The 26560-nt window shown below is 71.1% G+C and carries 27 protein-coding genes and 1 tRNA gene; 14 read left to right on the top strand and 14 right to left on the bottom strand.

Annotated features, from left to right (window positions below; translation table 11 throughout):
- The first annotated feature begins 151 nt into the window (after positions 1-151).
- From ABD323_RS11730 to ABD323_RS11695, 8 genes are all read left to right on the top strand, one after another.
- Positions 152-625, top strand: a complete 474-nt coding sequence (locus ABD323_RS11730; protein ID WP_344441290.1) for a transglycosylase family protein — start codon at positions 152-154, stop codon at positions 623-625.
- A gap of 40 nt (positions 626-665) precedes the next feature.
- Positions 666-1616, top strand: a complete 951-nt coding sequence (locus ABD323_RS11725) for a ribokinase (protein WP_344441289.1) — start codon at positions 666-668, stop codon at positions 1614-1616.
- Entirely contained in the window at positions 1613-2434 is an 822-nt protein-coding gene (locus ABD323_RS11720; protein ID WP_344441288.1) for an alpha-ketoglutarate-dependent dioxygenase AlkB, read from the top strand. The genes ABD323_RS11725 and ABD323_RS11720 overlap by 4 nt, the downstream gene beginning before the upstream one ends.
- 156 nt (positions 2435-2590) lie before the next feature.
- Positions 2591-3454, top strand: a complete 864-nt coding sequence (locus ABD323_RS11715) for an acyl-CoA thioesterase (RefSeq protein WP_344441287.1) — start codon at positions 2591-2593, stop codon at positions 3452-3454.
- A gap of 93 nt (positions 3455-3547) precedes the next feature.
- Positions 3548-4342: a DUF1684 domain-containing protein gene (locus ABD323_RS11710; RefSeq protein ID WP_344441286.1), complete on the top strand. Its 795-nt coding sequence runs from the start codon at positions 3548-3550 to the stop codon at positions 4340-4342.
- 94 nt (positions 4343-4436) lie between these two features.
- Positions 4437-5837: an MFS transporter gene (locus tag ABD323_RS11705; RefSeq protein ID WP_425555960.1), complete on the top strand. Its 1401-nt coding sequence runs from the start codon at positions 4437-4439 to the stop codon at positions 5835-5837.
- 151 nt (positions 5838-5988) lie between these two features.
- A tRNA-Pro gene (locus ABD323_RS11700) sits at positions 5989-6062 on the top strand.
- A 726-nt stretch (positions 6063-6788) separates the two neighbouring features.
- Complete coding sequence (locus ABD323_RS11695) at positions 6789-7265, top strand: hypothetical protein (protein WP_344441285.1); 477 nt, start codon at positions 6789-6791, stop codon at positions 7263-7265.
- Between the two features lie 120 nt (positions 7266-7385).
- Here the strand turns inward: ABD323_RS11695 and ABD323_RS11690 are convergent, their stop codons facing one another.
- The 4 genes from ABD323_RS11690 to ABD323_RS11675 form a co-directional block, all read right to left on the bottom strand.
- Complete coding sequence (locus ABD323_RS11690) at positions 7386-8345, bottom strand: PIN domain-containing protein (RefSeq protein ID WP_344441284.1); 960 nt, start codon at positions 8343-8345, stop codon at positions 7386-7388.
- Between the two features lie 208 nt (positions 8346-8553).
- On the bottom strand, positions 8554-9795 hold the full coding sequence (locus ABD323_RS11685; protein ID WP_344441282.1) for a tyrosine-type recombinase/integrase: 1242 nt from the start codon (positions 9793-9795) through the stop codon (positions 8554-8556).
- Positions 9795-10073: a helix-turn-helix domain-containing protein gene (locus tag ABD323_RS11680; protein ID WP_344441281.1), complete on the bottom strand. Its 279-nt coding sequence runs from the start codon at positions 10071-10073 to the stop codon at positions 9795-9797. The genes ABD323_RS11685 and ABD323_RS11680 overlap by 1 nt, the downstream gene beginning before the upstream one ends.
- A gap of 166 nt (positions 10074-10239) precedes the next feature.
- Positions 10240-10890, bottom strand: coding sequence for a helix-turn-helix domain-containing protein (locus ABD323_RS11675; RefSeq protein ID WP_344441280.1), 651 nt, complete (start codon positions 10888-10890; stop codon positions 10240-10242).
- 173 nt (positions 10891-11063) lie between these two features.
- Between ABD323_RS11675 and ABD323_RS11670 the strand changes: the two genes are divergently transcribed.
- Complete coding sequence (locus ABD323_RS11670) at positions 11064-11225, top strand: hypothetical protein (protein ID WP_344441279.1); 162 nt, start codon at positions 11064-11066, stop codon at positions 11223-11225.
- 155 nt (positions 11226-11380) lie between these two features.
- Here the strand turns inward: ABD323_RS11670 and ABD323_RS11665 are convergent, their stop codons facing one another.
- The 10 genes from ABD323_RS11665 to ABD323_RS11620 all read right to left on the bottom strand — a co-directional run bounded on the left by ABD323_RS11665 (position 11381) and on the right by ABD323_RS11620 (position 20042).
- Positions 11381-11521 (bottom strand): hypothetical protein, encoded by a 141-nt coding sequence (locus ABD323_RS11665; protein ID WP_344441278.1) that lies wholly within the window; start codon positions 11519-11521, stop codon positions 11381-11383.
- Positions 11522-11742: 221 nt separating this feature from the next.
- Positions 11743-12063, bottom strand: coding sequence for a hypothetical protein (locus ABD323_RS11660; protein WP_344441277.1), 321 nt, complete (start codon positions 12061-12063; stop codon positions 11743-11745).
- Positions 12064-12176: 113 nt separating this feature from the next.
- Positions 12177-12839, bottom strand: coding sequence for a DUF5753 domain-containing protein (locus ABD323_RS11655; protein ID WP_344441276.1), 663 nt, complete (start codon positions 12837-12839; stop codon positions 12177-12179).
- Positions 12836-13057 carry a hypothetical protein gene (locus ABD323_RS11650; RefSeq protein ID WP_344441274.1) on the bottom strand — a complete coding sequence of 74 codons (222 nt, stop codon included), beginning with the start codon at positions 13055-13057 and terminating at the stop codon, positions 12836-12838. Before ABD323_RS11650 ends, ABD323_RS11655 begins: the two co-directional genes overlap by 4 nt.
- A gap of 57 nt (positions 13058-13114) precedes the next feature.
- Complete coding sequence (locus ABD323_RS11645) at positions 13115-14557, bottom strand: glutamate ligase domain-containing protein (RefSeq protein ID WP_344441273.1); 1443 nt, start codon at positions 14555-14557, stop codon at positions 13115-13117.
- Between the two features lie 3 nt (positions 14558-14560).
- Positions 14561-15220 (bottom strand): hypothetical protein, encoded by a 660-nt coding sequence (locus ABD323_RS11640; protein ID WP_344441272.1) that lies wholly within the window; start codon positions 15218-15220, stop codon positions 14561-14563.
- 43 nt (positions 15221-15263) lie between these two features.
- Positions 15264-16601, bottom strand: coding sequence for a glutamine synthetase family protein (locus ABD323_RS11635; protein ID WP_344441271.1), 1338 nt, complete (start codon positions 16599-16601; stop codon positions 15264-15266).
- A 62-nt stretch (positions 16602-16663) separates the two neighbouring features.
- Complete coding sequence (locus ABD323_RS11630; protein WP_344441270.1) at positions 16664-18172, bottom strand: amino acid permease; 1509 nt, start codon at positions 18170-18172, stop codon at positions 16664-16666.
- A gap of 47 nt (positions 18173-18219) precedes the next feature.
- On the bottom strand, positions 18220-19194 hold the full coding sequence (locus ABD323_RS11625) for a hypothetical protein (protein ID WP_344441269.1): 975 nt from the start codon (positions 19192-19194) through the stop codon (positions 18220-18222).
- Positions 19194-20042, bottom strand: a complete 849-nt coding sequence (locus ABD323_RS11620; RefSeq protein WP_344441268.1) for an SAM-dependent methyltransferase — start codon at positions 20040-20042, stop codon at positions 19194-19196. Before ABD323_RS11620 ends, ABD323_RS11625 begins: the two co-directional genes overlap by 1 nt.
- 564 nt (positions 20043-20606) lie before the next feature.
- Here ABD323_RS11620 and ABD323_RS11615 point away from each other — a divergent pair.
- The 5 genes from ABD323_RS11615 to ABD323_RS11595 all read left to right on the top strand — a co-directional run bounded on the left by ABD323_RS11615 (position 20607) and on the right by ABD323_RS11595 (position 26558).
- Entirely contained in the window at positions 20607-22220 is a 1614-nt protein-coding gene (locus ABD323_RS11615) for a helix-turn-helix domain-containing protein (protein WP_425555958.1), read from the top strand.
- Entirely contained in the window at positions 22217-22930 is a 714-nt protein-coding gene (locus ABD323_RS11610) for an SDR family oxidoreductase (RefSeq protein ID WP_344441266.1), read from the top strand. The genes ABD323_RS11615 and ABD323_RS11610 overlap by 4 nt, the downstream gene beginning before the upstream one ends.
- 900 nt (positions 22931-23830) lie before the next feature.
- A complete protein-coding gene (locus tag ABD323_RS11605) occupies positions 23831-24865 on the top strand; it encodes a thymidylate synthase (protein WP_344441265.1) in 1035 nt (344 codons plus the stop codon).
- Entirely contained in the window at positions 24862-25386 is a 525-nt protein-coding gene (locus ABD323_RS11600) for a nucleoside-diphosphate kinase (protein ID WP_344441264.1), read from the top strand. Before ABD323_RS11605 ends, ABD323_RS11600 begins: the two co-directional genes overlap by 4 nt.
- A complete protein-coding gene (locus tag ABD323_RS11595) occupies positions 25383-26558 on the top strand; it encodes a radical SAM protein (protein ID WP_344441263.1) in 1176 nt (391 codons plus the stop codon). The genes ABD323_RS11600 and ABD323_RS11595 overlap by 4 nt, the downstream gene beginning before the upstream one ends.
- Positions 26559-26560: the final 2 nt, after the last annotated feature.

Below are 26560 nucleotides of genomic sequence, written 5' to 3'. Positions count from 1 at the left end.
CGCCCCCCGCCCCCCCGGGCGGGGGCCGCGTCCCGTTCGCGTTGGCCGGGGTGGGGTTGGGTGGGGGCCAGGTGGGGCCGGGGACTCGAACGGCGTACGGAGGTGGGCGCCCGGGTCGCGGGCCGGCGGCGGGCTCCTGGAGAGTCGGAGGATGCTGAGCGGTGGGCTGATCCGACGTCGAACAGGTGTGGTGCTCTGCGGGGTGGCGGTGATCATCGCGGTGTCGGCCCGGTCCGCACCGGCCGCCGGCCCGGACCCCGGGACGGACACCGTCCCCACCGCCACCCCCGACGCGGTCTGGGACCGGGTGGCGGACTGCGAGAGCGACGGCGACTGGACCGCCGACACCGGTAACGGCTACTACGGCGGCCTGCAGATCTGGCCGCCGACCTGGCGGGAGGCGGGCGGTTCGCGCTACGCCTCGCGGCCGGACCGGGCGAGCCGCCGTCAGCAGATCACGGTGGCGCAGGAGATCCTGCGCGAGCAGGGCTGGCAGGCCTGGGCCTCCTGCGCGCGGGAGTTGGGGCTGCTGGGCGGGCCGGGGCCCGGGTCCGGGGTGGGGCCGGAGGAGGAGCCGGAGTCGGGGGACGAGGTCGGGGTGGAGGTGGCGCGGCGCGGGGGATGAGGGCGTGGGGCATGAGGGCGCGGTGGCCCAGAATGGGGGCATGCCCGAGAGCGTGGATGTCGTGGTGGTCGGGAGCGTCAACCGCGACCTGGTGATCGAGGTGGACGCGCTGCCGGCTCCCGGGGAGACCGTCCGGGGTGGCCCGGCGGTGCGGCTGGGCGGCGGCAAGGGCGCGAACCAGGCGGTGGCGGTGGCCCGGTTGGGCCGCTCGGTGGCGCTGGTCGGCGCGGTCGGCACGGACGGTGACAGCGAGGCACTGCGGGCCGAGCTGGCCGCGGAGGCCGGCGACGTCGGCCGGCTCGCCGCCGTCGACGGACCACCCGGCCATGCGGTGGTCCTGGTCGACCGCCGGGCGGAGAACTGCATCGTCGTGTCGCCCGGCGCCAACGCGCGGGTCGGCGTGGCGGCCGTCGAGGCGGCGGGCGCGCTGCGCACCGCGGCCGCGGTGGTGGTCGCGCAGCTGGAGATCCCGGCGGCGGCCGTGGTGGCGGCGGCCCGGCTGGCGCGCGGCACGTTCGTGCTGAACCCGGCGCCCGCGCCCTCGTCGGCCGCGGAGCTGCCGCAGGAGCTGTGGTCGCTGGTCGACGTGCTGGTCCCCAACCGCGGCGAGCTGGCCCGCCTATGCGGCGTCGCGGAGGCGAGCCTCGCGGGCGCCGAGCTCGCGCGGTCGGCGGCCGGACTTCCCTGCGAGCGGGTGGTGGTCACGCTGGGTGCCGAGGGCGCGCTGGTGCGGGACGGCGAGCAGGTGGAGCTGATCCCCGCGCCGGCCGTGCGGGCGGCGGACACCACGGGTGCCGGTGACACCTTCTGCGGCGCGCTGGCGGTCGGCCTCGCCGAGGGGCGCACGCTCACCGAGGCCGCCCGCTTCGCCGTGCGGGCCGCGGCCGTCAGCGTCACCCGGACCGGCGCGCGGACGGCGATGCCCACCCGGGCCCAGCTGGCGGCGGGGTCGGCGGGGTCGGCGGGGTCGGTGGAGGGGGTGGATCGGTGACCGGCGAGCTGTTCGGGCGTGAGCGGGCCGTGGTGGCGCCCGGCGCCGTGCTCGTGCCCGACTGGCTGGACCCGGCGGCGCAGCGCGAGCTGGTCGTCGCCTGCCGGGAGTGGGCCCGTCCGCCGGCCGGCCTGCGGACGGTCCGGCTGCCCGGCGGCGGTCAGATGTCCGTCCGCCAGGTCTGCCTGGGCCTGCACTGGGGCGTGGTCACCCGCTGTCCGACCTGCGGGGTGGCGCGGAAGGCGTCCGCCGGCTGCCCGCAGCACTGGTTCCCGTACGCCTACACGCGCACCGTGCAGGACGGCGACGGCGCCCCGGTGAAGCCCTTCCCGGCGCTGCTCGGCGCCCTCGCGCGGCGCGCCGTCGCGGAGGCGTACGGGGAGGCCTACGGGACGGCGTACGGGACGGCTTTCGTGCAGGCGGCTGCGGACGGTGACGAGGGTGTGCCGGCGGGCCCGGTGAGCGGGGTGGAGGGCTACGCGCCGGACGTCGCGCTGGTCAACCACTACGGCGAGGGCGCCCACATGGGCCTGCACCAGGACCGCGAGGAGCGCGTCGACGCCCCGGTCGTCTCGCTCTCGCTCGGTGACTCGTGCGTCTTCCGGCTGGGCAACAGCGAGACCCGCACCCGCCCCTGGACCGACCTCGAGCTGCGCAGCGGTGACCTGCTGGTCTTCGGCGGCCCGGCCCGCTACGCCTACCACGGCGTGCTGCGCACCCTGCCCGGCAGCGCCGATCCCGGGCTCGACCTGGGCGCGCCGGGTCCCGCGCTGACCGGACGGCTCAACATCACCGTGCGCCAGTCCGGCCTGGCCTGAGCCGGCGGTCCCCGGCGGCGGCCGGGCCTCGCGACGTCGCCCGGGACACCCGTCTGCAGGACAGCGGGAATTCCCGAGTGGCCAGCAGACTTCTGGCTAACGACAGCGGAATGCCGCCGGGCCCACCGGCGTGTCCGCTCGGAGAGGACGCACGCCATGGGAACGCCCGTCGACCAGCTCGTCGACCTGCTGGATCTGGAGCAGATCGAGCTCAACATCTTCCGCGGGCGCAGCCCCGAGGAGTCCCTGCAGCGGACCTTCGGCGGCCAGGTCGCGGGCCAGGCGCTGGTGGCGGCCGGTCGGACCGTCGACGGCGACCGTCCGGTGCACTCGCTGCACGCGTACTTCCTGCGCCCCGGCGTTCCCGGCGTGCCGATCGTCTACCAGGTCGACCGGATCCGGGACGGCCGCTCGTTCACCACCCGGCGGGTGCTCGGCATCCAGCAGGGCCGCAGCATCTTCGCGCTGACCGCCGACTTCCACGTCCCCGAGCCCGGCGGCATCGAGCACCAGGAGGCGATGCCCCCGGTGCCGGCGCCCGAGGACCTGCCGAGCGCGCTGGACGAGGTGGGCAACCGCCTCGGCGAGTTGCCCCCGTTCATCAGCCGCCGCCAGCCGTTCGACATCCGCTACGTCGAGCGGCTGCGCTGGACCCAGGAGGAGCTGGCCGGCGTCGAGCCGCGCAGCGGTGTCTGGCTGCGGACCAACGGCTCGCTGCCCGACGACCCGCTGATCCACGTCTGCGCCCTGACCTACGCCAGCGACATGACCCTGCTGGACTCCGTCCGCGCCCCCGTCGAACCGCTCTGGGGCCAGCGCAACTTCGACATGGCCTCGCTCGACCACGCGATGTGGTTCCACCGCCCGTTCCGCGCCGACGACTGGCTGCTCTACCAGCAGGAGTCGCCGATCGCGCACGGCGCCCGGGGCCTGGCCCGGGGCCAGATCTTCGACCGCAGCGGCCAGTTGGTGGTGTCGGTGGTGCAGGAGGGCCTCTTCCGGCCACTGCGCGAGAGCTGAACCGCCGGCCGCGGCGATTCCCGTCCAGACCCCGTCAGACCCTTTCCGTCCCCGCCAGTTACCCGTTCCGGTCCGTCTCGAGGAGGGCACCAGATGAACAACGACGCCGAAGAGTGGCAGCGCTGGACCGACGCCCGGACGGCGTCCGTCAGTTCCCCGCACGGCATGCTCGCCCTCATCGGGACGCACTGGCTGGGCCCGGAGGCTGTCGAGATCCCCGGCGTCCCCGGCCGCTGGTCCGCCGACGGGGGCACCGTCCGGGTGGCCGCCGTGGCAGCCGACGGCCTACGGGCCGGCGCCGCCGCCGGTGAGGGCACGCCGGTCGACGGCACGCTGGAGCTGCACCCCGACACGCACCCCGAGCACGGCACGGCCTGGGTCGGCGACCTGCTGCTGGTCCCGATCGAGCGCGAGGGCGAGCTCGCCCTGCGGGTCTTCGACCCCGCGGCCGAGAACCGGGTCACCTTCGCGGGCATCTCGGTGTTCCCGTACGCGCCCGAGTGGTCCGTACCCGCCGTCTTCACGCCCTACGAGACCGGCGACCGCACGGTGAACGTCCCCAACGCCGACGGTCGCGAACGCCCGCTGGCGGTCACCGGCCAGATCGACTTCCGGCTGGGCGGCGAGTCCTACACCCTCACCGTCAGCCGGTCCGGCGAGCTGCTCAGCGGCGTGCTCAGCGACGGCGGCAGCGGGCACGAGACGCACCGGTTCCGGTTCATCACCCTGCCCGAGCCGGACGCGGAGGGCCGGACGGTCCTCGACTTCAACCGGGCCTACCTGCCGCCGTGCGCCTTCGCCGACCACTTCATCTGCCCGTTCCCGCCGCCCGGCAACAAGCTGCCGGTGGTGGTGCGGGCCGGCGAGAAGGCGGTGGTGTGGGGCTGAGCGGCGGCCTGCGGCCGAGCGGCTGAGCGCCGGTACCGCGCGGGGAGGACCCCGGTGGCGGGCGCCGTGGGCGCGGGGGTGACGATAGGTCGCTGTGTCGACCAATCATCCCACCTCTTCGCCCGCACCCGCCGCCGAGCCGCCGCCGTCCTCCACCTCCGACGCCCCCGCTCCGTCCACGTCGCCCGTCCCTGCCCCCGCCCCGGCCGCTCCGTCCTCGCCGTCCTCCCGGGTGTCGCGGGTCCTGCGGGGGGCGCTGGCCGACCTCACGCCACTGCGCGAGGGCGCCCACTACCGGCGGCTCTGGTTCGGGCAGGCGGTCTCCTCGATCGGCCAGCAGATGACCGCCGTCGCGGTCGCCGTCCAGGTCTACGCCCTCACCGGTTCCAGCTTCGCCACCGGCCTGGTCGGACTCTGCTCGCTCGTCCCGCTGGTCACCTTCGGCCTCTACGGTGGCGCGATCGCCGACACCGTCGACCGCCGCAAGCTCGGGCTGATCGGCTCGGCGGGCCTGGCCGCCGCCTCGGCGATCCTGGCCGCGCAGGCCCTGCTCGACCTGCGCCAGGTGGCCGTCCTCTACTGCGCGGTGGCCCTGCAGGGCGCCTTCTTCGCGATCTCCTCGCCGGCCCGGTCCTCGATGATCCCCCGCCTGGTGCCGGCCGAGCAGCTCCCCGCCGCCAACGCGCTGAACACCATCAGCATGAACCTCGGCCTGACCGTCGGCCCCATGCTCGGCGGCCTGCTGATCGGCGCCTACGGCTTCCAGGCCGCCTACCTGGTCGACACCGTCGCCTTCGCCGCCACCCTCTACGCGATGTGGCGACTGCCCGCCATGCGTCCCGAGCGGGCACCGGGCGTCGACGCCGACGGCCGCCGGGGCCGCGCCTCGGTCCTGGACGGCCTGCGCTTCCTGCGCGAGCAGCCCAACCTGCGCACCAGCTTCCTCGCCGACCTGGCCGCGATGATCTTCGGCATGCCCCGCGCCCTCTTCCCCGCCATCGCGGCCGGCTTCTACGGCGGCGACGCCCGCACCGTCGGCCTGCTGGTCGGCGCCCCCGCCGTGGGCGCCCTGGCCGGCGCCCTCTTCTCCGGCTGGATCGCCCGCGTCCACCGCCACGGCGCCGCCGTCCTGGCGGCCGTCACCGCCTGGGGCCTGTCCATCGCCGCCTTCGGGCTCACCTCGGGCCACCTCTGGCTCGGTCTCGCCCTGCTGGCCGTGGCCGGCTGCGCGGACACCGTCAGCATGATCTTCCGCAACACGATGATGCAGGTGGCCGCCCCCGATGAGATGCGCGGCCGCCTCCAGGGCATCTTCATCGTGGTCGTCGCCGGCGGCCCCCGCCTCGGCGACTTCGAGTCCGGCACCGTCGCCGCCCTCACCACCCCCGCCGTCTCGGTCATCTCCGGCGGCCTGGCCTGCGTCGCCTGCGTCCTGCTCCTCGCCGCCCGCCGCCCCGCCTTCCTCCGCTACGACGCCCGCCACCCCCCCCCCTGACCCGCCCCCACCCCGCCGGACCCCCACCACGTGCCCCGTGACCTGCACCAAAACCTGGCAGCGAGCACCCCCCGCCGTGCTGTATTGTTTTCCACGTCACCGGGTCACCGGGGACAAGGTCGAGAAGCCGGCAAGCCCGGCAGCGAGACCACGGGACGTGGCGCAGCTTGGTAGCGCACTTGACTGGGGGTCAAGGGGTCGCAGGTTCAAATCCTGTCGTCCCGACGTGAGTCGGAAAGGCCGTTGGCCGGGAGAAATCCCAGGTCAGCGGCCTTTTGCATGACGGGCTGTCAGGGGCCAAGGAAATTGGTTCGCATGCTGTTTGGGACCACTTTGGGACCAGGGTCCAGGAAGTTGGACTCAATGCTCCCCAGCGGTGCTTGATTTGCCCGAATTGGCAATCACTCTCAGTGATCGAGACTGGATCGTAACAATCGACTTCCAGCCAGGTTGCCGGCGGAAATCCCGCTTGTGTGGCGAAAGTTGGCCAGAGGTGACCGCCTTTCAGGCGGCGGGTTGGCGTCAGAATCGACACATCCCTCCCTGCCCGGCTGGCCGCCGAATGACCCGACGGCTCAGTGGGGCCGCCTGGCCGGTCGCTCTGGGTGATGACCCCGCCAGACCGCCCTGAGCGCAGCTTCTGTCTGTCATGCCGGACCGGCCAGTCAGTGACGCACTTGACCTTTGGCCAAGGGGCCTTCTCCTCGACTACATGCCGGGGGCTCAGCCTGTCGAAAGCAAGCCCGCGGTCCGTTCTCCAGAGACTCCGCGCGGCCGGGGGTTGTGAGTCTTGGGTACCTGTTTCCGGATCAGGCGGTGTGTTCTGGGGCGCGGTGCGGCCTGCGGAATCACCTCTACCTGTCGCAGCTGAGGAACACGAAGGCATTCAAGGAAGCAGCCACTGAGACCCTGGCGGCGCTGGCCCGACGGGGAGTCACCGTACGACCCGGGATGGTGGAGGACATCATCGAGGAGAGGATGACGGGTGTTGCCCAGCAGTTGGGTGTCCAGGTGCGTTCCGCCTGGAGGTACTTCAACGCCGACGCACTCGCCGCTGCCATTGCCAAGCAGGACCAGGAAGTGCGGGAAAGCGCCGATAGTGACGAGGCAGGGCGGGCGCCGATGCCCCCGGTCGCCAACCCGGAGCTGGCACTGATCCTCGCGGGTGTGCCCGACGCGCTCGTCGAGTCGGGCGGTGACCTCTACAGCGTGATTGTCAACGTTGCGGTGAACGCCTGGATGGCCGGCCACATCCACGGAGAGGACGGCTGCGCGGGATGCGAGGGCGCCCGCGGTGAGGCCGGCCATGACTGGGACGCCCGGATGGCAGCCATTACTTCGCTCAAGCCGGACATCACCAAGTGGTTCGACCGGACGGTGTGGACTGCGGCGCTCCACGACAGAGGGTTCAGCGTCGAACGCCGCTGACCGGCGGCCAGTCCAGTACTGTCACGGAGCAGAGGACGGTGCACAGGGCCCTGCCTGGTCCGCGTCGGACGGCGTTCGGTAAACGTCGTCGGTGGAGGACCAGACGGCGGGATCCGGTCCTCAGCCGGCGGGATCGGTGACACGCCGCCCCAGCTGCCACCGGCCGCGTTCGACTTCGCAGAAGGCCGGGTACCGGGTCAGGACGTCGAGGACGTCGGCCATCCGCGCCTTGTGTCCGCTGTCACCTGTGCCGATCTTTTCCACGATCTGGGTGCGGTTCACCGGCTCGGGCGCTTCGGCGAGCAGGCGGGCGACGTGGTGCAGCAGGCTCTCGCCCGGGGTGCCGCGTTCCGCCTCCCGCCATAGCCGCTCGCCCTGACCGTGCCTGTCGAAGGCTTCGGTCATCTTGGGCTCGAGGTCGTTCCACAGCAGTCGCCAGAATCCCGGTCGGTCTGCTTGCTGGGGCTTCTTCGGATGCCGCCGGAGGTAGAGCGTGGTGGCGATTGCGCCGGCCGCAAACGTGCCGGCCGCGAGCGCCGGGGCCTTCGCGGCGATCCGGGCGATGCCGGCGACGCCATGCCCGGTCAAGGTCAGGAGCACGGCGGCCGTCTCGGTGTAGTCGCGCGTCTTGCCCTCGACGATGCCGACCTTGCCCAGTGCCGCGCGGAGCTTGCGCCAGTCCTCGTGCGCGAGGTTGCTGCGTAGCAGGTCCTTGTCCTCGGCGATGATCACGACGGGGGCTATGACGCCGGCGAGCAGGAGCATGCCCGTGTCCGATGGGTCCTCGCGTTCGAGGACTGCGGCTTCTGGGGTCATCGGCAGGCCGTCGGCCGCGACCACGTATAGGTGTGGCAGGTAGCGTTCGCGCCAGATCCGCAGGGTCAGCCCAAGGCCGAACTTCCCGCCCTCGGCGTGCCGGTCGCCCAGGACCCGGGGAACTTCCGCGAGGACGTGCTCAGGGATGTAGGCGCGGACTGTGCCCCTCGCGGCAGCCGCTTCGAGGGACGAGGATTGGCCCCGCTTGATGGCGGCGATCACGTCCGACGTCAGTGCCGAGGTGTCGAACAGCGCGCGCCGCAAGGGGTGCGGGCTGGTAGGTGTGCGCCTGGCCGGAACACCGGAGAGCGGGGCTGGGTCCATGCCCGCTGATCGTAGGGCAACTGGTGCGGCTCGGGGCCGTTGATCCGTGCCGCTGGTATGGCCCAGCTTCGCAGGCTTCTAGCTGATAACCCCGGGGCCGGGTTCCCCGTGGAGACGGGAGCCCGGCCCCGGGATGTTGACGTCGCTCTCAGGGCGCGATGGCGAGTTGGCGGATCTGCTCGATCTCGATCTTCGGGCCGGGGAGGCTGCGGGAGGCGTTGATGTAGGTGGTGAGCTGGGCTCCGGCGCGTTCGATGGAACGCAGGTCGGGGTGGAGGTAGCGCTGGGTCGTGGTCAGTTGGCCGTGGCCGGCGATTCGCATGAGAACGTGGGGCGGGACGCCGGCGTCGGCGAACCAGGTCAGGGCGGTATGGCGAAGGTCGTGTCGGCGCAGATACTCGTAGCCCAGGCTGACGACGGCATCGTCCCAGTGGGTGGCATCACGCAGCACCGCGGTGGTGACCCGGCCGCCGCGGGGGCCAGTGAACAGTCGGGCATCGGGCCGGTTGCCGACCCGGGAGATCCGCCAGGCGATGTTGGGCCGCAGCTCCGGGATGATCGGAACGAGGCGGGAGCGCTTGCCCTTGGTGCCCTTGTCGATCAGCCCGCCGGGTGCGGTGGTGGTCTGTCGGCAGACTCGCCAGATCCACTTGTCGGTGTCGATGTCGCCAGCGCGGACGCCGGAGACCTCGCCGATGCGGGCACCGGTGCCGCCGGCGAAGCGGACGATGTCGCCCCAACCGTCGTACTGGTTGAAGGAGGCGGCCACCAGGGCGTCGGCGAGGCGGTCGAGGGTGTCCCAGTCGCGCAGTGCCAGCCCGCGGGGGTCGTGTTCCTCGTCCTCGAGGGTCTTGATCAGCTTCTGCCAGCCGTTCAGGCGGACGGGGTTGATCTCGATGATGCCGTCTCGGAGGGCCTGCTCCATGACCCTGACCCACACGGCGATGGTGTTCTTGAGGGTGGAGATGCCGGCACCGTCGGCGATCCAGGCGTTGAGGGCGCGGTCGGCGATGCCAGCGGTGATGCCGACGACCTGGAGGTGGCCGACGGTGGGTTTGACGCGAAGGCGCCAGCCGGCCATGTATGGGGCATGGGTCTTGAGTTCGAGACCCCGCATCGCCAGATCCATGACGGAGTCGCCGTAGGCGCTGAGAGACGTCGTGGCGAGGTCGACGCTGACGCCGCGCCCGGCCGCCCTGGCGATGCGGTCGAGCCAGTCCTGCGCATCGGGCTCGGTGGGGAACATGGTGGAGCGGGACGGGCGGGCCTTGGTGATCGGGTCGACCCAGCGGACGCGGGCGCGGTAAGGGTTGGGGTTGCCGGGCCGGTACTCGATGTCGGTGGAGATCTTGACGCCGACCGGGGCGTCGATGCGCTCTGGCGTCGTCATCAGGCCGCCACCTCCGGCACCACGACGCAGCTGGCCAGGTAGTCGACGAGGTCCTGGTGGCGGTAGCCGACTCGGCCGCCGACCTTGACGTAGGCCGGCCCCGTGTTCTCGCGGCGCCAGCGGCGCAGCGTTCCTGGGCTGACCTTGAGGATCGCGGCGGCCTCGTCGGCGGTGTGGAGGAGTGCGGGAGCGTCCGGGGGCGCGCAGGCGCAGCCTGGGGTGGGCGGAGGGGAAGGGGGGAACGCACTGCGTGCGGCCCGTGTGCGGGCATGCGGCATTATGGGGCGAGCCCTCTCTGGTCGATGGCCAAGGGGTGGCTGGGTCTCCGGGACGGACGGAAGCTGCCAGGCGAAGGCCGTCTCGGGGACCGTCAGGTGCGACGGTGGGAAGGAAGTCCGGGGTAGCTGCGGGGGTGTGTGCTGGGCCCCGGCCAGGATGTTCGAGTCAGCCGGAAGCCGGCCTTTCGGGAGCGTCGACGAACTCGAGAGTGGTCGGCAGCGGTGCCGGCTGGAGCCCGTCGGCCCGCATCTGGTCCCGGACGGCCTTCAGGCGCGCGCAATCCTCGTGGGCCATGCGGTCGAGTTCGTCTGCTTGTCGGGCCAGCTGCTCGTAGCGGGCGGAGCCGAGGGCCTGGCGTGCCTGAACGCGGCGGCTGTGGGCTTCGCGGGTGGAGATCAGCGCGGTTCGGACATCGACGTCGTGTTCACGGAAGGTGCCGAGTACGGCACGGGCCGAGCCGGGCGACGGCGCCTCGCCCAAGTGGTCCTCGCCGGTGACCCAGGCCGCTGCCTCCCACACGGGAATGGTCACGTTGGGAAGAAGGTCGATGTCGGCCTGAGCCTCCAACGGGATGAGCAACGCAACGAGTGGCAGATCGAGGGCGTGGGCGAGAACGATGGCCTCCTCAAGCCTGAGTGAGTCGCGCTGCCCTTTTTCGATCTTGGTGATGGTGTTGGCGGCGATCGGCACCCCCCTGGCCTCGCACGCCTCCGAGAGGTCATGCGTCGTCATGCCTTGCCGACCGCGCTGCTCCTTGACGACCCGGGCGATCCGCGCCGTGAGTGAGGCCGGCCAATGCTCACTTGATTCTTCCATGAGAGAAGGATACATGGACTGTCTTCTGCTGCCAGGGCAGGTGTGATAGATGTTTCTCGCACAGAGAACATCGCGCGAGAGGGAATGTTGCCGTGAACGCAGTCCGGACTGCCCGGTCGGGGAGGTATGCCCCGGAGGCTCTCGCTGCTCTCCCGCCGGCGATTCCGCTGTCGGTGGCCAACGAGCTGCTCTCGCTCGGCAGGACCGCGGGGTACCGCATGGCCCGTGAGCACCGCTACCCGGTGACCGTCGTGGAGGTGGGCGGCAGCTACCGCGTGATCACCGCGGACCTCCTCCACTTCCTGCGCCCGCGAACCTCCCAAAGTGCGGCGTAAAACACAGAGTCGCCGGGCAGCATGGCAGCGGCGGGATGATCACGCCAACGCGCGGTGTTGCCTGCTCGCGGGTGTGCGTCGCTCCCACACGGCGGCACAAGACTGCGCTGCCACAGACTGACGGACACGCCGTACAGGGCGATCTGCCGTTCGGTTCAGGCCGGGTGCTCCGGATGGTTCTCGTCGATTCCAAGGGCGGGCGGGTAGATCTTCTCGAAGAAGTCGGACATCGCGACCGGGGCAGCGGCCTTGGCGACCAGGGACAGCAGGGTCTTCTCGTCTTCGCTCAGCGGCATGGCAGAAGGCTGCGGCAGCCAGCCAGCACCACCCGGCTGCGACGCCGAGCGGGAGCCAGCCGGGCACCCGCTGGGATGGGGATGGCCCAGAACGCCAGGGACTCCCTCTGCGACGAACACAACTCCCTACGGACGCGCAGCAGTCGGTCACAGCTCAAGCCCTCGATGTCGACCGCAGGAAGCCCTTGCTCCACGGCCCGTGGCCCGCGGGTCTGCGGCCATCACCGCAGCTGGTGCACCAGCTTCTCCGCCTCTGCCTCGCCGATGTCGGCGACCAGTTCCGCCAACTCGCCGTCATCATCCATGCCGGCCAGAATGGAGAGGAGAGCATGGCGCGGGACGTCGGGAGCGACGCGAGAGCACATCACCCCGTGGTCATCCATGACGATCCACACGCCAGCGTGCATCCGGTGGTGGGCCTCTCGGCTCTCGGCCTGGTTCTTCGCCCAGCCGTCGGCGCCGTGGGCCGGCATGAGTGCGTAGGCTTCCTGGCCAGGCCAGCGCAACGGGATCTGGCCGCCGCCGATGTGGTGCTCAAGCATGAAGACCGCGTTGACGGGGGCCTCGGGGCCGTAGACGGCGGCGTGGGTGCTGCCTTCCTACGTGACGGAGGCTGTGACCGCAGACCCCATCCGCCCGTAGGGGGCCCGAAAGGTCAGACGCCCCTGAGGGCGGCGGCGATGGCCTCGCGGGCCGTGGGTGCCCTCTGGGCGCTGTCGCGCAGCAGGTCGAAGGCGCGTTGGAAGGTGGCGACCCGGTCCGGGGCGGTGATGGTGCGCGGGCCGGCGTAGCCCTCGGTCTCGACGCGGGTCCCGTCGTAGATCGTGAAGGAGTCACCCGGGTAGACACGCAGCCGCGCGCGGGCGGGGATGACGGCCACGGTGAGCGCGGGCATCTCCAGCAGGTGCAGCAGGTGGCGGAGTTGGGCACGCATCACCGCAGGTCCGGCAACGGCCGTGAGCAGTGCCTGTTCGCCGAGCAGGACGTGATGGGTACGGCTGTCCGCACCGAGGAGTGCGGCTCGGGCGGCGCGCGCGGCGACACCTTCCTCGACATCATCGGGCAACTGGTGCAGGTCCACGACGCTGCGAAGGACCGCGCGGGCGTAATCCGGGGTCTGCAGGGCGCCGCTGATGAGTGCGGGGCAGTAGGCGGACTGCACCCGGCTCTCGTGGGCGAGGCCGAGGAAGCCCTGCTGGGTGGGGCCGGTGCCCTGCCACAGCAGGTGGTCCGTGCTGGCCGGAGCCGGGGGCGGTTCAGGGTTGACGGGTGGCTCCTGGAGTCCGCGGCCGCTGCGGGTCGCAGGGCGGGTGCTCACGCGCGCTCCGGCTCGGGCTGCACGGTGCCGGCATGCGGCAGGTCACGGTAGCGGCGGGGCGTGGCGGCGGTCCGGGCGGTGAAGAAGTCGCAGCCGGCGGCGGTCGGTTCCGGGTCGGGCCGGTGGGTGCCGGGACTACGGACGGGCAGGGGCCGGATCGCGGACGGCTCCGCGATGGCATCGCTGATCGGCCGCCACGCGTTGGTCTGGTGGGTCATGTCCTTCTCTCATCTGAGCTTGTGCATCGGGGCCGAGGACGGCCGGCGTCGGGCGCCCTACAGGTCGGTGGGGATGGGGGCGGTGGGTGCGCCGAGGTGGAAGAGCAGACGGCGGGTGAGGCGGGCGGCGCGGCCGGTGCCCATGATCAGGACGAGGTCGCCGGGCTGCGCGAGCGAGGCGATCAGCTGCTCCGCGCCGGCGTCGGCCTGCTCGTCGTCCAGGGCGTGCACGTGCTCGGCGCGAAGGCCGGCGGCGGTGACGGCGCGGGCGATCGCCGCGGTCCCGGGCCCGGCCTCGGGGTGCGGCAGGGAGCCGGGGGAGTGCACCGGCAGGAGCACCACCTCGTCGGCCGGGGAGAGCCGGGCGCCGATCTCAGGGCCCAGGTCGAGGGTGCGATGCCAGTCGTCGGGTTCCAGAACGGCGATGACGCTGCCCTCGGTGAGCATCCGCGCCGCGCGCAGATCCTGCTCGACCTCGACAGGGTGGGTCGCCAGGGAGTCGACCACGGTGATTCCGGCCTGCAGGTACAGCGGCGTCAGCGAGCGTTCGACGCCGGCGAAGTTCTCGCTGATGCCACGGGCCAGGTCCTCGCCCTCGGCGCCCAGCACGCGGCCGGCCGCGAAGACCAGGGCCGCCGCCTGGGCGTTGTGCCGGCCCGCGACCGCCACGAGGAGGGTGTGCCAGGACCCGTCGGTGTCCTGCACGGTGACCCGGTTGTGGGTGCCATCCCAGGTGATCCCCACGATCTGCATGTCCGCGTCCAGGCACTCCCCGACCCGGATCACCCGCGGGCCCGAGCGCTCGCACAGCCGCTGGGCGAGGGTGCAGGCACCGGCGTCCCAGGTGGGCAGGACCACGGTGGCGCTGCGCCGGGCCGAAGCCTCCAGCCTGTCCAGCGCGGAGTCCTGGTCCAGATGGCGGGGCGGCGACGTCGCCGCGTTGAGAATGATCGTGACGGTGGGCCGAAGAGCGGGGACCGTGCCCTCCTGTTCGTCCTCATCGGCGGCGATCAGCAGGCCGTCACCGCCGTGGTGTCCGCTGTCGCCGCCGACCGGCGGGTCGTTGAGCAGGTAGGACGGGTTGCGGTCGTCGAGCGCGGCCACCAGCATCCCGGCCGTGTTGGCGATGCTGTGGCTGCCCGTCACCACCACCGACGCCGCAGCCTTGCCGGTGAGCAGCGCCAGCGCCTGCGTGTGGTGCAGGACCGCCAAGCGCATCTCCTTGGCGCGGGCGAGTTCGAGCCCCTGGGCGATGCCGCCCTCGGACCAGAGCACCGCGGAGCGGTCGGCGCGCACGGTGGCGCGGTCGAAGCCGTAGGTGACCACCGCGCCGGCCTTCACCAGCTCGGTGGTGATCTCGCTCTCCGCCGCCGCGGAGCCCGTCACGCGGGCGCCGCGCTGCAGGAGCAACTGCGCGAGGGCCGGCATGCCCATCTCGTCGATGCCCACGAGGTGCGGTACGGCGAGTCTGCCCGGCCCGTCGTAGTGGGGGTGGTTCATCGGTCAGCTCCGGGAGGTGAAGGGCTCAGTGGTGGGTCGTGGGGCTCCACGGTCAGGCTCTCTGCTGCGGAGCCGCAGCGGCCGGGTTGCGGCCGCGCAGGCGTCGGCGTGCTCGACGAGGGCGACCAGAGACCGCAGTGCGGCACCGCGTTCCGTGATGTCGGCCGCGACGAGAGGAACGCGCGGGTCGGCCAGGCGCAGGGCCTGCCGCACGTCGGCGGTGGTGCCGGGCCACGAGGTGCTGGACTGGTCGATGACCACGGCCAGGGGGATGCCGCGCCGGTGCAGGTACTCGATGGTGGCAAGGGAGCCTGCCGGGTCCTGGGGGTCGGCGACCACGAGTGCGGCATCAGCAGCGGTCAGCAGCTCCTCCCAGCGGAACCACAGCCGCTCCTCGTCGGGGACGGCGAGAAGAGTGACCGCGGCGCCGTCCAGGCCGATTCGGCCCATGCGCAGGGTCACCATCGCGTCGGGCTCCTCGCCGAGGCCACTGCCGGGGGCGGTGATGCTCAGCAGCTCGGTGACCGCAAGCAGTTCGGCATCGCTCAGGGTGCGCGCCAGAATCTGCGCGGTGCCGGGCGCGCCGGCCACCAGAACCGCCAGCGCCGGGCTGCGGTCCAGCAACAGGCAGTTCTCGCTGGACGAGTGGAGGGATCTCAACAAGGCTCTTCCTGCGTGGCTCGAAGTGGGCTCGAAGGGTGCCGGGTCATGCCTGGTCGAAGCCACGCGCGACTTCGAGGTCGCTCACGTGCTGCTCGTGGAATCGCAGTTCGGCGTCAGCCGCGAGGGCGTAGTGGGCGATGACCCTCTCACCGAAAAGCTCGACAGCCAGGGCGCTTTGCTCGAACACATCGAGGGCTTCACCGAGCGACAGCGGCACCAGCGGGGCGCTGGTCCGGTAGGCGTCACCGGAGACCGGCGCGGGCGGGGTCAGGTGCTCCGCGATCCCCCACCGGCAGGCTGCCGCAGCTGCGGCCACCAGCAGGTAGGGGTTGGCGTCCGCCCCGGGCAGCCGCACCTCAAGGTGCAGGCTGGGGCCGTGCCCGACCACCCGCAGCGCGCAGGACCGGTTGTCCCGGCCCCAGGTGAACCGCGTCGGCGCGAACGAGTACCGCCGGTACCGCTTGTAGGAGTTGACGTACGGGGCGAGGAGGGGCATCAGATTCGGGAGCGCGCCGAGCAGGCCGGCCACCACGTGCTCGCCCAGCGGCGACAGCTCCTCGGGGCGGCCCGGGTGAGCGAGCACCGGCTCGCCGTCGCGCCACAACGAGAGGTGCAGGTGCAGGCCCGAGCCCGTCGAGTCGTCGGGCGCCGCCATGAACGTGGCGGCCATGTGATGCCGGGCGGCGAAGGCGCGCGTCGCTTCCTTGAACAGCACGTGCTGCTCGCACGCCTCCAGTGCGTCCCCGTACGGGAAGGTGATCTCCAACTGGCCCGGCGCGCCCTCCAGCTTGACTGCCTCCACCGGCAGGCCGGCGCCGGACAGTGCGGAGGTTAGGCGCGCCAGGTACTGGGCCACCTTCTCCGGCATGTCGAAGGCGTAGTCCCGGCCCGGGCCGGTCACCGGCCGCCGGGTGCGCGCTCCTGCAGCCTGCTGCGGCGCCTGGTCCTCGTCCGGGGCGTGGTAGACGACGAACTCGCTCTCCAGCCCCACCCTGATCTCCAGACCCGCGTCGGCCAGAACGGCGAGCTGCTCGCGCAGCACGGTGCCCGCGGCGAGGGGCAGGCGCTGCCCGGTGGTGTCCAGTGGATCGGCGAGGACCAGCGCGGTGTGCGGCACCCAGGGCACCATCCGTGCCGAACGGACGTCGGGGGCCAGCGGCACATCCGGGTAGCCGTCACGCCACCAGCTGTCCGCCAGGGTCATGCCCAGGTCGGTGGCCAGCAGGTAGCCGCAGCCCTCCATGTGCATCGTGCCGTCCAGCAGCCGGTCCACGACGCCGCCCGCCGGGAAGGTCTTGCCGCGCAGGCGCCCCTGGAGGTCGATGGTCGCGATTCGCACGCGGCGCACCTCGCCGCTCTCGACCGCCTCCCGGAGCTGCATCGGCGTCAACCTGCCGCGGAACCGTGCCCCTCTGCCCGCCGCGGGAATCGGTGCGGTGGCCATCACACGACCTCGGCTGCGAGTTCGGCCATCGCCCGGTCGGCGACCGGGACGGTGTAGTGCGGGCCGACCATCCGGAAGCTGACCTCAGCGCCGACCAGGACCAGCAGGAACACCAGCCCGGCATAGTTGAAGGAATCGACGGTCACCGGGGAGACCTGCGGCAGGCAGAACAGCACCGTCACGCAGGCGACCCACACCACGGCCACCACGCCGATCGGCCTGCTCCAACAGCCAAGGGTCCACGGCCCGGGCCGAAAGCGCCGCCCTGCGCGCAGGCGCAGGAACACCGGGATCGCGATGGCCGGCGTGATCCCGACGACGTTGATCGAGGTGACCGCCGCGTACGCGCTCGGGGAGTACAGCACCGGCAGGGTGAGCACCACGGCCACGCCGACCGAGAGCCAGACCGCGGCCACCGGCGTCGCGGTCCTCGGCGAGACCCGGCGCCACCAGGCTGAGCCCGGCAGCGCGCCGTCCCGGGAGAAGGCGAACGCCATCCTGCTGGCGGCGGCGACCTCGGCCGCGCCGCAGAACAGCTGGGCGCCGATCACGATCAGCAGCAGCAGTTTCGCGCCCGTCGGGCCGATCGCGTCCAGGAAGATCTGCGCGGGCGGCACCCCGGTGGCGGTGCCGGCGGTGCCGGCGTAGTCCTGGATGGCGAAGGTCAGACCGGCCAGCAGCACAGCGCCGGCGATCCAGGACACCCAGATCGAGCGGACGATCCCGCGGGGAGCTGCCACCGACGCCCCAGTGGTCTCCTCCGACAGGTGCGCGGAGGCGTCGTAGCCGCTGAAGGTGTACTGCGCCATCAGCAGTCCGACCGCGCTCACGTACACCGGGTTGTGCCAGCCGGTGCCGTTGGCGAAGTGAGCGAAGACGAAGCTGGCGGACTGGTGGTGGGCCGGCACCAGGGCGAGCACCGCCACGATCACCGCCACGCCCACCAGGTGCCAGACGACCGAGATGCTGTTCAGGATGCTGACCAGCCGCACGCTGCGCAGGTTCACCACCGCGTGCAGCAGCAGGATCACCGCGAAGATGACGAACAGCTTCCCGGGCGTCGGAGTGAAGGAGAACTGCATCTGCAGCAGCGCGCCGGTGAACTGGGCTGCGCCGTAGTCGATTCCGGCTATCGCCCCCAGTAGGCCGAGCAAGTTGAGCCAGCCCGTGTACCAGCCCCACTTGGGGCCGCCTAGCGTGTGAGCCTGGTAGTAGAGGGCGCCCGACGTCGGATAGGCGGAGGTGACCTCGGCGAACGCCAGGCCGAGCAGCAGCACCATAAAGCCGACCCCGACCCAGCCCCACAGCATCACGGTGGGGCCGCCGGTGGTCAGGCCGAAGCCGTAGAGCGTCATGCAACCGGACAGGATCGAGATCACCGAGAACGACACCGCGAAGTTCCCGAAGGCGCCCATACGGCGTACCAGGACCGGGGTGTACCCGAGGGACTGCAGATGGGAGTCGTCATCGCCGGCGTCCGACGGGACGGCGCGGTGAGTGCGGGACACAATTCCTCCAACGAGGTTTCTGGGAACGGGAATCGGATAGCTAGGGATCAGGTGCGCGTGGCTGCCTTGGCGCACTGGCGCCGGGCGCTCAGCAGCAGGGCGTGACCGCCGCCCGGCTTCGCGACGCCCTCCCAGGGCTGGTGGGAACCGAGCGGCCCCATCACCTCGAACACCTGGGCGGCGGCCGCCTTCCGGTTGCCAGCCCACAGGGCGTGGGCGAGGTGGCTCAGGTCGGCCACCGACCGTTCCTCGCTCGCCTGGCCGAGGAACCACCGCTCCCAGGCGCGTTCGGTGTCGCGGACGCACGGCTCCTGCATCCACTGGTTGAGCAGGAGCGCTTCCCGCTGCGGGGCGTTGCGGTAGCGCTCCACGTGCAGGTAGAGCGGCAGCAGCCGCAGAGGTGAGCCGCTTGGGGCGTGGTCCATCAGCCAGCTCACGAAACCGTGTCCGAAGCCGGTACGGCCGCTGTGTAGCCACCAGCGCAGCATCCGGTGGTGCCCCTCGCGGCTGTACGGGTCACGCTGCTGGATCTGGGAGAGCAGCCACCACGGACCCGCGGGCAGCAGCACATCCGGCGGCGTTCCACCATGTTCCTGGAGGAGCCGGTCCGGGTCGAGGACGGCCAGCTCCAGCATCGCCACCCACGGCACCGGATCAGCCGGTGCGATCCGCGCCGCGCGCCAGCACGCCTCCCGGGCCGCACCATGCAGCGCACCGGCCTGCGGGCGATCTGCCCGCACGGCGGCCAACGCCCGCAGCACCGCCACACGCGCCCGCAACATGGCGAGGTCAGCGCTCTCCGGGTCCTCACGCACCCAGTGCCCGAGCACATCGGATCGGGTGGCCGCGCCGGCCAGCACCTGGCTGCGCGCGGTCCGCAGCGGCCAGTCACCTCCGGTCGTGGCCAGCACCTCGCGGGTGGACATCCACCGGCCCGCCTGGAGGTCCGTCACCGCACCGCGTAACTCGGCATCCAGCCCGGCCGGGTGGAACACCACCTCGTCGTCCACTCGGACCGCCATCACCGCGCCCCGCCCTCGCCCGGCAGGGCGAGCCGACCGACCGCGCCGTACCGCGACACCTCGACGTCGCCCAGCTCAGGGAGCGCCTGTGCATCCGGGCGCCACCGGTCGACCGGCACCAGGCCCGGCTCGGTCAGCACCATCCGATCCAGGAAGCCGGCTACCTGCTCCCGGGGCCGGGGGAAGATCTCGATCCCGTGGGAGCGGTAGATGTCGGCGATCATCCGCCACATCGCCGACGCGAAGTCCGACGTGGCGTGGGAGAACACCAGCCACGAGCCTTGCGGCAGCCCCGCCATCAACTCCGCGACCAGCCGCTGCGGGTCCTCCCCGTCCGCAATGAACTCCAGCACCGACTCCACCACCACCGCTACCGGCCGCCCAGCGGCGAGCAACCCGCCCACCGCGCTGGAGCCGAGGAGGCGCTGCGGATCGCTGAGCTTCCCGCCGACCACCGCCAGCCGGCCCAGCGGCAGGCACGTCAGCTCGGCCCGCAGGTGACTCAACACGAGCGGATCGTCATCGACGTACACCACCCGCGCCTGCGGGCTCTTCGCCTGGACCACCTCGTGCAGGTATGGGAGCGACGGCAGCCCGGCTCCCAGAATCAGCACGTCCCGTACCTGCTCGTCCTGGACCAGGTACCGCAGCGCCCGTTCCACGAACCGCCGACGAGCCGGCAGACCCTGCGCGAACCCGGGCACCGCTTGGGCCAACTGCTCCGCCGCGGTGCGGTCCGCGTGGAACCCGTCCTTCCCGCCGAGCAGCCGGTGGTCGATCCGCGCCGGCAACGCCCGGTGGCTGTCCAGCACGGCGCCGGGCGCCCAGTCGTGTAGGTAGGCCGGCATCTCGGCAGCGCCCGACGTAGTGGCGCCGGAAGTCGGCTGCTGTCTGGCCTGGGGCGGTGCCTGCTGCGTTTCCTGGAGCGTGGCCATGGTGTCCTCGGCGGTATCTGGTACTGCTGGGCTGGGAGTTGGTGCGCCCGCACACCGTGTAGGGCGTCTACACGGTGTGCGGGCGGTCGAAGGGTGGGCCGCGCCGGGGGCGACGAGCGCCGCCCGTTCCTCCCTGCTGTGGCGCCGAGCTGGTGGGACGCGACCACGGCGGGGAAGATCTCAGGGCCGTCCACCGACGTCGGTTCATGTTGACGGTGGGGCGACGGACGGGATCACCGCGGGATCGGACGGCTGGGGGACGTCCTGGGACGTTCCACGGCTCACCAATCGGCAGCGAGCTTGGCGACCGACAGGGCCCTACTGGTGTTCTCACGAGGTTGACTGATTCGTGTCCTGGCTGATCTCGCCCGAAGTAGGGTGCGTCAAGTGCGGCTTGGGGGCCCATTCCTAGCGGCATATTCCAGCTGGAATACCGGCCAGGACCCGAGACGGTTTGCGTGGGGGAGGAAGGACAGCATGGGCGAGCGGCGATGTGCACAGTGCGGGTGCACCCTCAGCAGGTACAACCCGAACAGCGACGGTCTCTGCGGGCCCTGCGGCAAGTTGGCACGAACTACCATTACCCAACCGACCATCCCTGACCGCGTCTGGCAGGACCCTCAGATCCGAGAAGCCCTCGCTCGCTGGGAACTCGGCACCTTGAGCCGTCGGTTGAGAGAAGTCGTGCCGCTGCGACAAGACGACCTTGCGTCGATCACCGGACTAAGCCAGGGCTTCCTCTCGAAGCTGGAGGCCGGTCGGTCCCAGCTGACGCACATCGACCGCATCGTGGAGTTTCTGAGCAACCTCGGGGTGCCGCCCGAGCTGGTGAGGCTGACGCACCGAAGTAGCTCGCGCGGATCATTGACGTCCGGAGGCAGTGCTTTCGAGGATGCGCGGCAATCTCGGCGGCGGACTGAGGGTCGTACGGTGGAAGGGCTGCAGGACGCAGTCCCCTCCGAGCGGCTGATTGGGCTCGGCAGGCCGCCCGGGGTCTTGGATGGAGATCCAATCGCCACGGGATTCCGGTGGACTGCGCAAGGAAGCCTGCAGTCGCTGGAAGACACCTTGGAGCACGCCGTGTTGGACCGCAGAGGGTTCATGATGCTGGCCGGGCCTGTTCTCATCGCCTTGGCCCGGGACTGGCTTGACGTGGAGCCGCCGGCCCTGACGTCAGTACTCGCCGGGGGCCGCGTGAGTAGCAGCCTCGTCACCCGCATGGAGGAAGGTCTCCCTCGCCTGCGGGAACTGGAGGCGGCATGCGGCGGTGAACGCGCCCGCCGGTTGATGGATGCCGAACTCGGCGTTGTCACCGGCATCCTGACCGGCTCCGCGTACTGTGAAGCTGACGGACGGCGCCTGCTGCGCCTGGCTGCGGAACTCGCCCGGATCGCGGGCTTCGCCTCCTTCGACGCTGGCCTCCATGCCGCCGCTCAGCGGTACTGGGTGTCCGCACTTCATGCCGCACACAGCGCCGATGACCGTGCCATCGGCGCGAACGTCCTGAAGTCGATGAGCCTGCAGTGCTACGACTTCGGCCGGCCGCACGAGGCCCTGTCTCTGGCGCGCAGCGCTGCTGAGGGTGCCGGAGGGGTCTCGCCACGGACTGAAGCGATGCTTCTCCTGCGACGGGCCCGCGCGGAGGCCGCGCTCCTCGACCGCTCCGCATGCGGTCGCTCCCTTGCCTCAGCTGCACGAGCCTTCGCCCGGGCCTCGGACAGCGACGGCGACCCGAGCTGGGTCGGGTACTTCGATGAGGCCGAGTTCCACGCCCAAGTCGGAACATGCCAGCTTGATTTGGGGCGCCCAGCCGAAGCGGCGAACAGCTTCACGACGGCTCTGGCCCTCATCCCGAGCGGGAAGACCCGCGACCGGGCCACCTACGTCGTCCGAGCATCAGCCGCTCAGCTGGACCTCGGCGAGGCCGACCACGCCGCTGCCCTTCTGGGTTCCGCCGTGGAGCTCATCCACGATGCCCCTTCCCAGCGCAATGTCGTGCGCGCCCGACGGGTGCGCGAGCGGTTCCCGCTGGCCGGAACAGAGCCGCTGATGGCCACGCTCGACAGTCGGCTTGCCACACTGATCGCATGAACCGTGTCTTCCCCCATCGCGTTGCTCTGGTATCGGGCGGCAACCGTGGCCTCGGCCTTGCCATTACCCGTCGCCTGGCCGAGCACGGCCTGCACGTCGTCATCGGTTCTCGTGACGGCCGGGCCGGCGACGAGGCGGCTCAGGAACTCGCCGACAACGGGTTGGAGGTCTCGTCCCACCAACTCGACGTCACCAATCCCGCGAGCGTTGCACGGGCCGTGGCCGACATCGCCAGTCGTCACGGCCGCCTCGATGTCCTCGTGAACAATGCCGGAATCGCCATCGACCGGGGGCAGCCGGCGGCCACCCCCGACTTTGAGAAGGTCCGAGCCACCCTCGACACCAACCTGCTCGGTGCCTGGCGCCTCAGCTCGGCGGCCATCCCCGAGATGCAGAAGAACGGCTATGGCCGCATCGTGAACATCTCCAGCCACCTCGGCTCCCTGGAGTCCATGGGCGCGGGGAACGTCAGCTACCGCGTCTCGAAGGCTGGGGTGAACGCGCTGACCCGAATCCTCGCCGCTGAACTCTCCGGCTCAGGGATCCTCGTCAACGCCGTGTCACCGGGGCAGATGAACACCCGCATGGCCTACGGCGACACAAGTCGCTCAGCCGACGACGGCGCGGACACTCCGGTCTGGCTCGCCACTCTCCCCTGTGACGGTCCCACCGGCGGCCTGTTCTACGAGCTCCAGCCGCTCCCCTGGTAACCGGCTCGTCAGCGTTGTGATCGGGGGTGACGCCCTGGTGGGTACCCGGACCAGCACCGGGCGGCGCCTCCGTTATCGTCTCAGCGTCGGGCACGGCCTCAGCCGACTCCCTGACCGGGGTCGGCACGGACTATGTCTCGTCCGACCTGCGGGACCGTGGTTCCGGTTCTAGTCCATCGGCGGCCCAGCCGACCGACGGAGGTTCGTACTCCTGGAGCTGCTGCTACGGCCCCGGACATGACGCTCTCGATGTCACCTGCCCCAGTCTGTATCTCGCCAACCTGGTGCGAGATGGACTGACCGTCGGCAAACTGCTGTGCAGTCCACCGTGGTACAGCCAGGTCGACGGCCATATTCCCTGGGGAATAGGCCAGTTGGCGCCAGCTATGCCAGCATCGCGCAATCGTCTCCAGGCGCAGCCAGTGATCAATCCCTGGGAAGTTCTGCATCAATCGCCAAGGACCACAACGGCCACGCACGGCAATGAGTAGACCATCTCAGATGCCTATGCCACACAGAGTGCGGTCGGCTGCGATTGCTGTCACGGAGGAGCGCCCACCCAAGTCGGCACAAACGACCAACGCCCGAAGCGTCATTGGAACGCGGAAACCGTCGCCAGGTGATGACGACAGCCGTCCCGGGACGTCTTGCGGGCGTCCCGAAACAGGGTCGTACCGTCCGCAGGCGGGCCACCAGCATCGACAGACCACCAAGCGCAGCGACGGCAGTTTTTGCTTGATCAAGCGTCAGTCCAAGTTCGGATAGATCGCCAGGGCGCCTACCTCGGAACGCGGTTAGCGCAGCTGAGACCCAGCGCCTCCGGCCTCCCCTCCCTAGCCCCTCGGTCGGGGAAGCGACAGCACCAGCACCACGCACTATCCCGTCAAACCAAGGAGTGAAGTGGAGTCCAGCGTGGTCACCCTCGCCCTGTTTCCCTCGTTCCAACACGCCTACGCCGCCGTCCTGCGGCACGTCACCGAGAACCACGAGCACGTCAACACCGCTCGCGGGAACGACAGTCACGAGGTGATCGGCGCGAGCTTCCGGCTCACCGACCCCCGCCAGCGGGCGCTGTTCCTGACGAGCCGGCCGGTCAACCCCGTTTACCACTACGCGGAGGCTCTCTGGTACCTGGGCGGCCTGCGGACCCTGGACCTGATCGGGCACTACTCCTCCCGGCGCCGGGCCGACTCGCGCGATGGGAAGACGATCGAGGGCTCCTCGTATGGCGTTCGGATCTTCGCGCCCCGGATCGACGGTTCCCCCTCCGCGTTCGACCGGGCGTTGGAGCTGCTGCGGGCCGAGACGGACAGCAAGCGCGCGTACCTGCCGGTGTTCGAGGCCGGCGACCTGGACGAGATCGGCCACCCGGACCTGCCGTGCCTGGTCGGGCTCCAGCTGCTGGCCCGAGACGGCTGCCTGCACATGGTCACCTACATGCGGGCCAACGACGCCAACCGCGGCATGGTCTGCGACGTCTACTCCTTCACCCTGATCCAGGAGTTCGCCGCCGCCCAGCTCGGTCTGCGCCTGGGCTCCTACACCCACCATGTGGGGTCCATGCACGTCGGCGTCCGGGACCTTGAGCGCGCGCACCGGGTGCTGGAGGAGACGGCCGCCAGCCCCAAGGCCGAACCGCTGTTCGAGGCCCCGATGATGCCCGCCGACACCACGTGGAAGCACATCCGCACCGTGCTGGAACACGAGGAACTGCTGCGCACCAACCAGGTCCAGCACACCCCCGCAGACGTCGCCGCCCTGGACCTGCCGCTGTACTGGCAGCGGGTCCTGCTGCTCTTCGAGGCACACCGCCAGATCGTCAACTGTCCGGCTGACGTGATCGATCAGCAGGTGCTCGAAGCGCTGGAGCCGGGTGCGCGCTGGCAGTTCGAGCGCCGCTGGCCCACCCGGGTCGCCACCGGGGAGGTCGCGTGAGGTCCGATCGGCTGCGGGAGGTGGACTGGTCGCGCTGGAGCGTGGTCCTCCTCAAGCCGGACTGCCTGCGCCGGGGCTTGGCCGATCAGGTGCTCGCCCGTCTGGAGCCCCCCGCGCGGATCGTGGAGCGGCGCCGGGTCGTCGTGGAGGACTGGCAGATCCACGTCCACTACTGGGACCTGCTCGTTGACCGGGACCTGTTCGAGGTGGACGTGCCCGCCTGCCTGCGCAGCACGTACGTCGGACGGCAGGTGGAAGTGGCGCTCGCCCACGGCAAGCCCGGTACCCCCGGGCGGCTGCGCGGCCTGCTCGGCCACTTCGACCCGACCCAAGCCGTCCCGGGCACCATTCGCGCCGACTTGGGCACCGACAGCTTCGCCGCCGCCCGCGCCCAGCACCGCTTGGTGGAGAACCTGATCCACACCTCCGACCACGCCCGCGCCGCCCGCAGGGACTTCGGAACCTGGTTCGGCGCCGGCCAGCACCAGTTACTCGACCTCAAGGAGGACCACCACCGATGACAACCGCCGTACCCCGGGCCCGCCGCCCCCTGCCGATCCTGAACGCCGAGCAGATCGGCCAGCTCAAGCCGGAGCTGGCCGAGGTGATCGAGTACCGCAAGTCGGGCCTGTCGCTCAACCACATCGTCGGGTGTCCGCTGGACTGCGGCTACTGCGTCCGGCACCTGTTCGACAATTTCGAGCTCAAGACGCCCCGGGCGCTGATGAGCGACGAGGCCGCGGTGGCGCTGCTGACCGGGCACCAGTACTTCCGCCCGCACCGCACGCCGATCCAGCTCTTCAACCGGGCCACGGACCCCATGCTCCCCGTGGTCAAGCAGCACACCTTCCACACGCTCAGGCTGCTGGACGAGCGGGGCCTGACGAACCACGTCCTCGTCATCACCCGTTGGCGGGTCAGCCCCGAGGACTGCCAGGTCCTCAACTCCTACCGGAACATCCGGCTCACCGTGCTGGTCACCCACTCCGGCATCGACCACCCGGGCATCGAGCCGGTGGACTCCGCCATCGCCGCCGCCAGCCTCCAGACCCTCCACCGCCACGCCGAGCACTACCGCACCGTGCTCTACTGGCGGCCGATCGTCCCCGGCCTCAACGACAGCGACGAGCACATCCGGCGGGCTCTGGAGCTGTCGAAGCACGCGGACGCGACGGTGTTCACCGGGCTGTTCTTCCGCGACGAGATCGCCGCCTACTACAAGGACCACGGCCTTCCGCTGCCCTACGAGGACACCGCCCGCCGCAAGATCATGCCGGAGGAGTCCGAGCAGCGCATCCTGGACGCCTTCCGCCGCCCCGACGACCGCGGCGAGCCGTACGGGCCCCTGTTCCGCAAGACCAGCTGCGGCGTCGCCTACGCCCACAAGGTGCCCGACTACAACGGCCACTACGGCATCCAGGACCTGTGCGACATCTGCCCGGTGGCGCAGCTGGGCCTGTGCCGCGACGCCTGGCAGGCCCCCAGCCTGGAGGAAGCCACCGAAGCCGCCCGTGCTCTCGGAGCGACCGGCGACGTTGAGGTGAACGACCGCGCCATCATCGTCTCGGGCCTGAACGAGCCGCCGCGCTACTTCCTGCAGCACGGCTTCGGCTACCAGGTCCACGACCGTGACAAGCCGCACCGCCACCGCAGGCACGGCCGGGCCGACATCGGCTGGCCCGCCCCCCAGTAAGG

It is taken from the genome of Kitasatospora nipponensis (assembly GCF_039528135.1).
In the GTDB taxonomy this organism is placed as follows: domain Bacteria; phylum Actinomycetota; class Actinomycetes; order Streptomycetales; family Streptomycetaceae; genus Kitasatospora; species Kitasatospora nipponensis.
The sequence above is the reverse complement of the archived record's forward strand: the minus strand, read 5'-3'. Positions and strand labels throughout refer to the sequence as shown.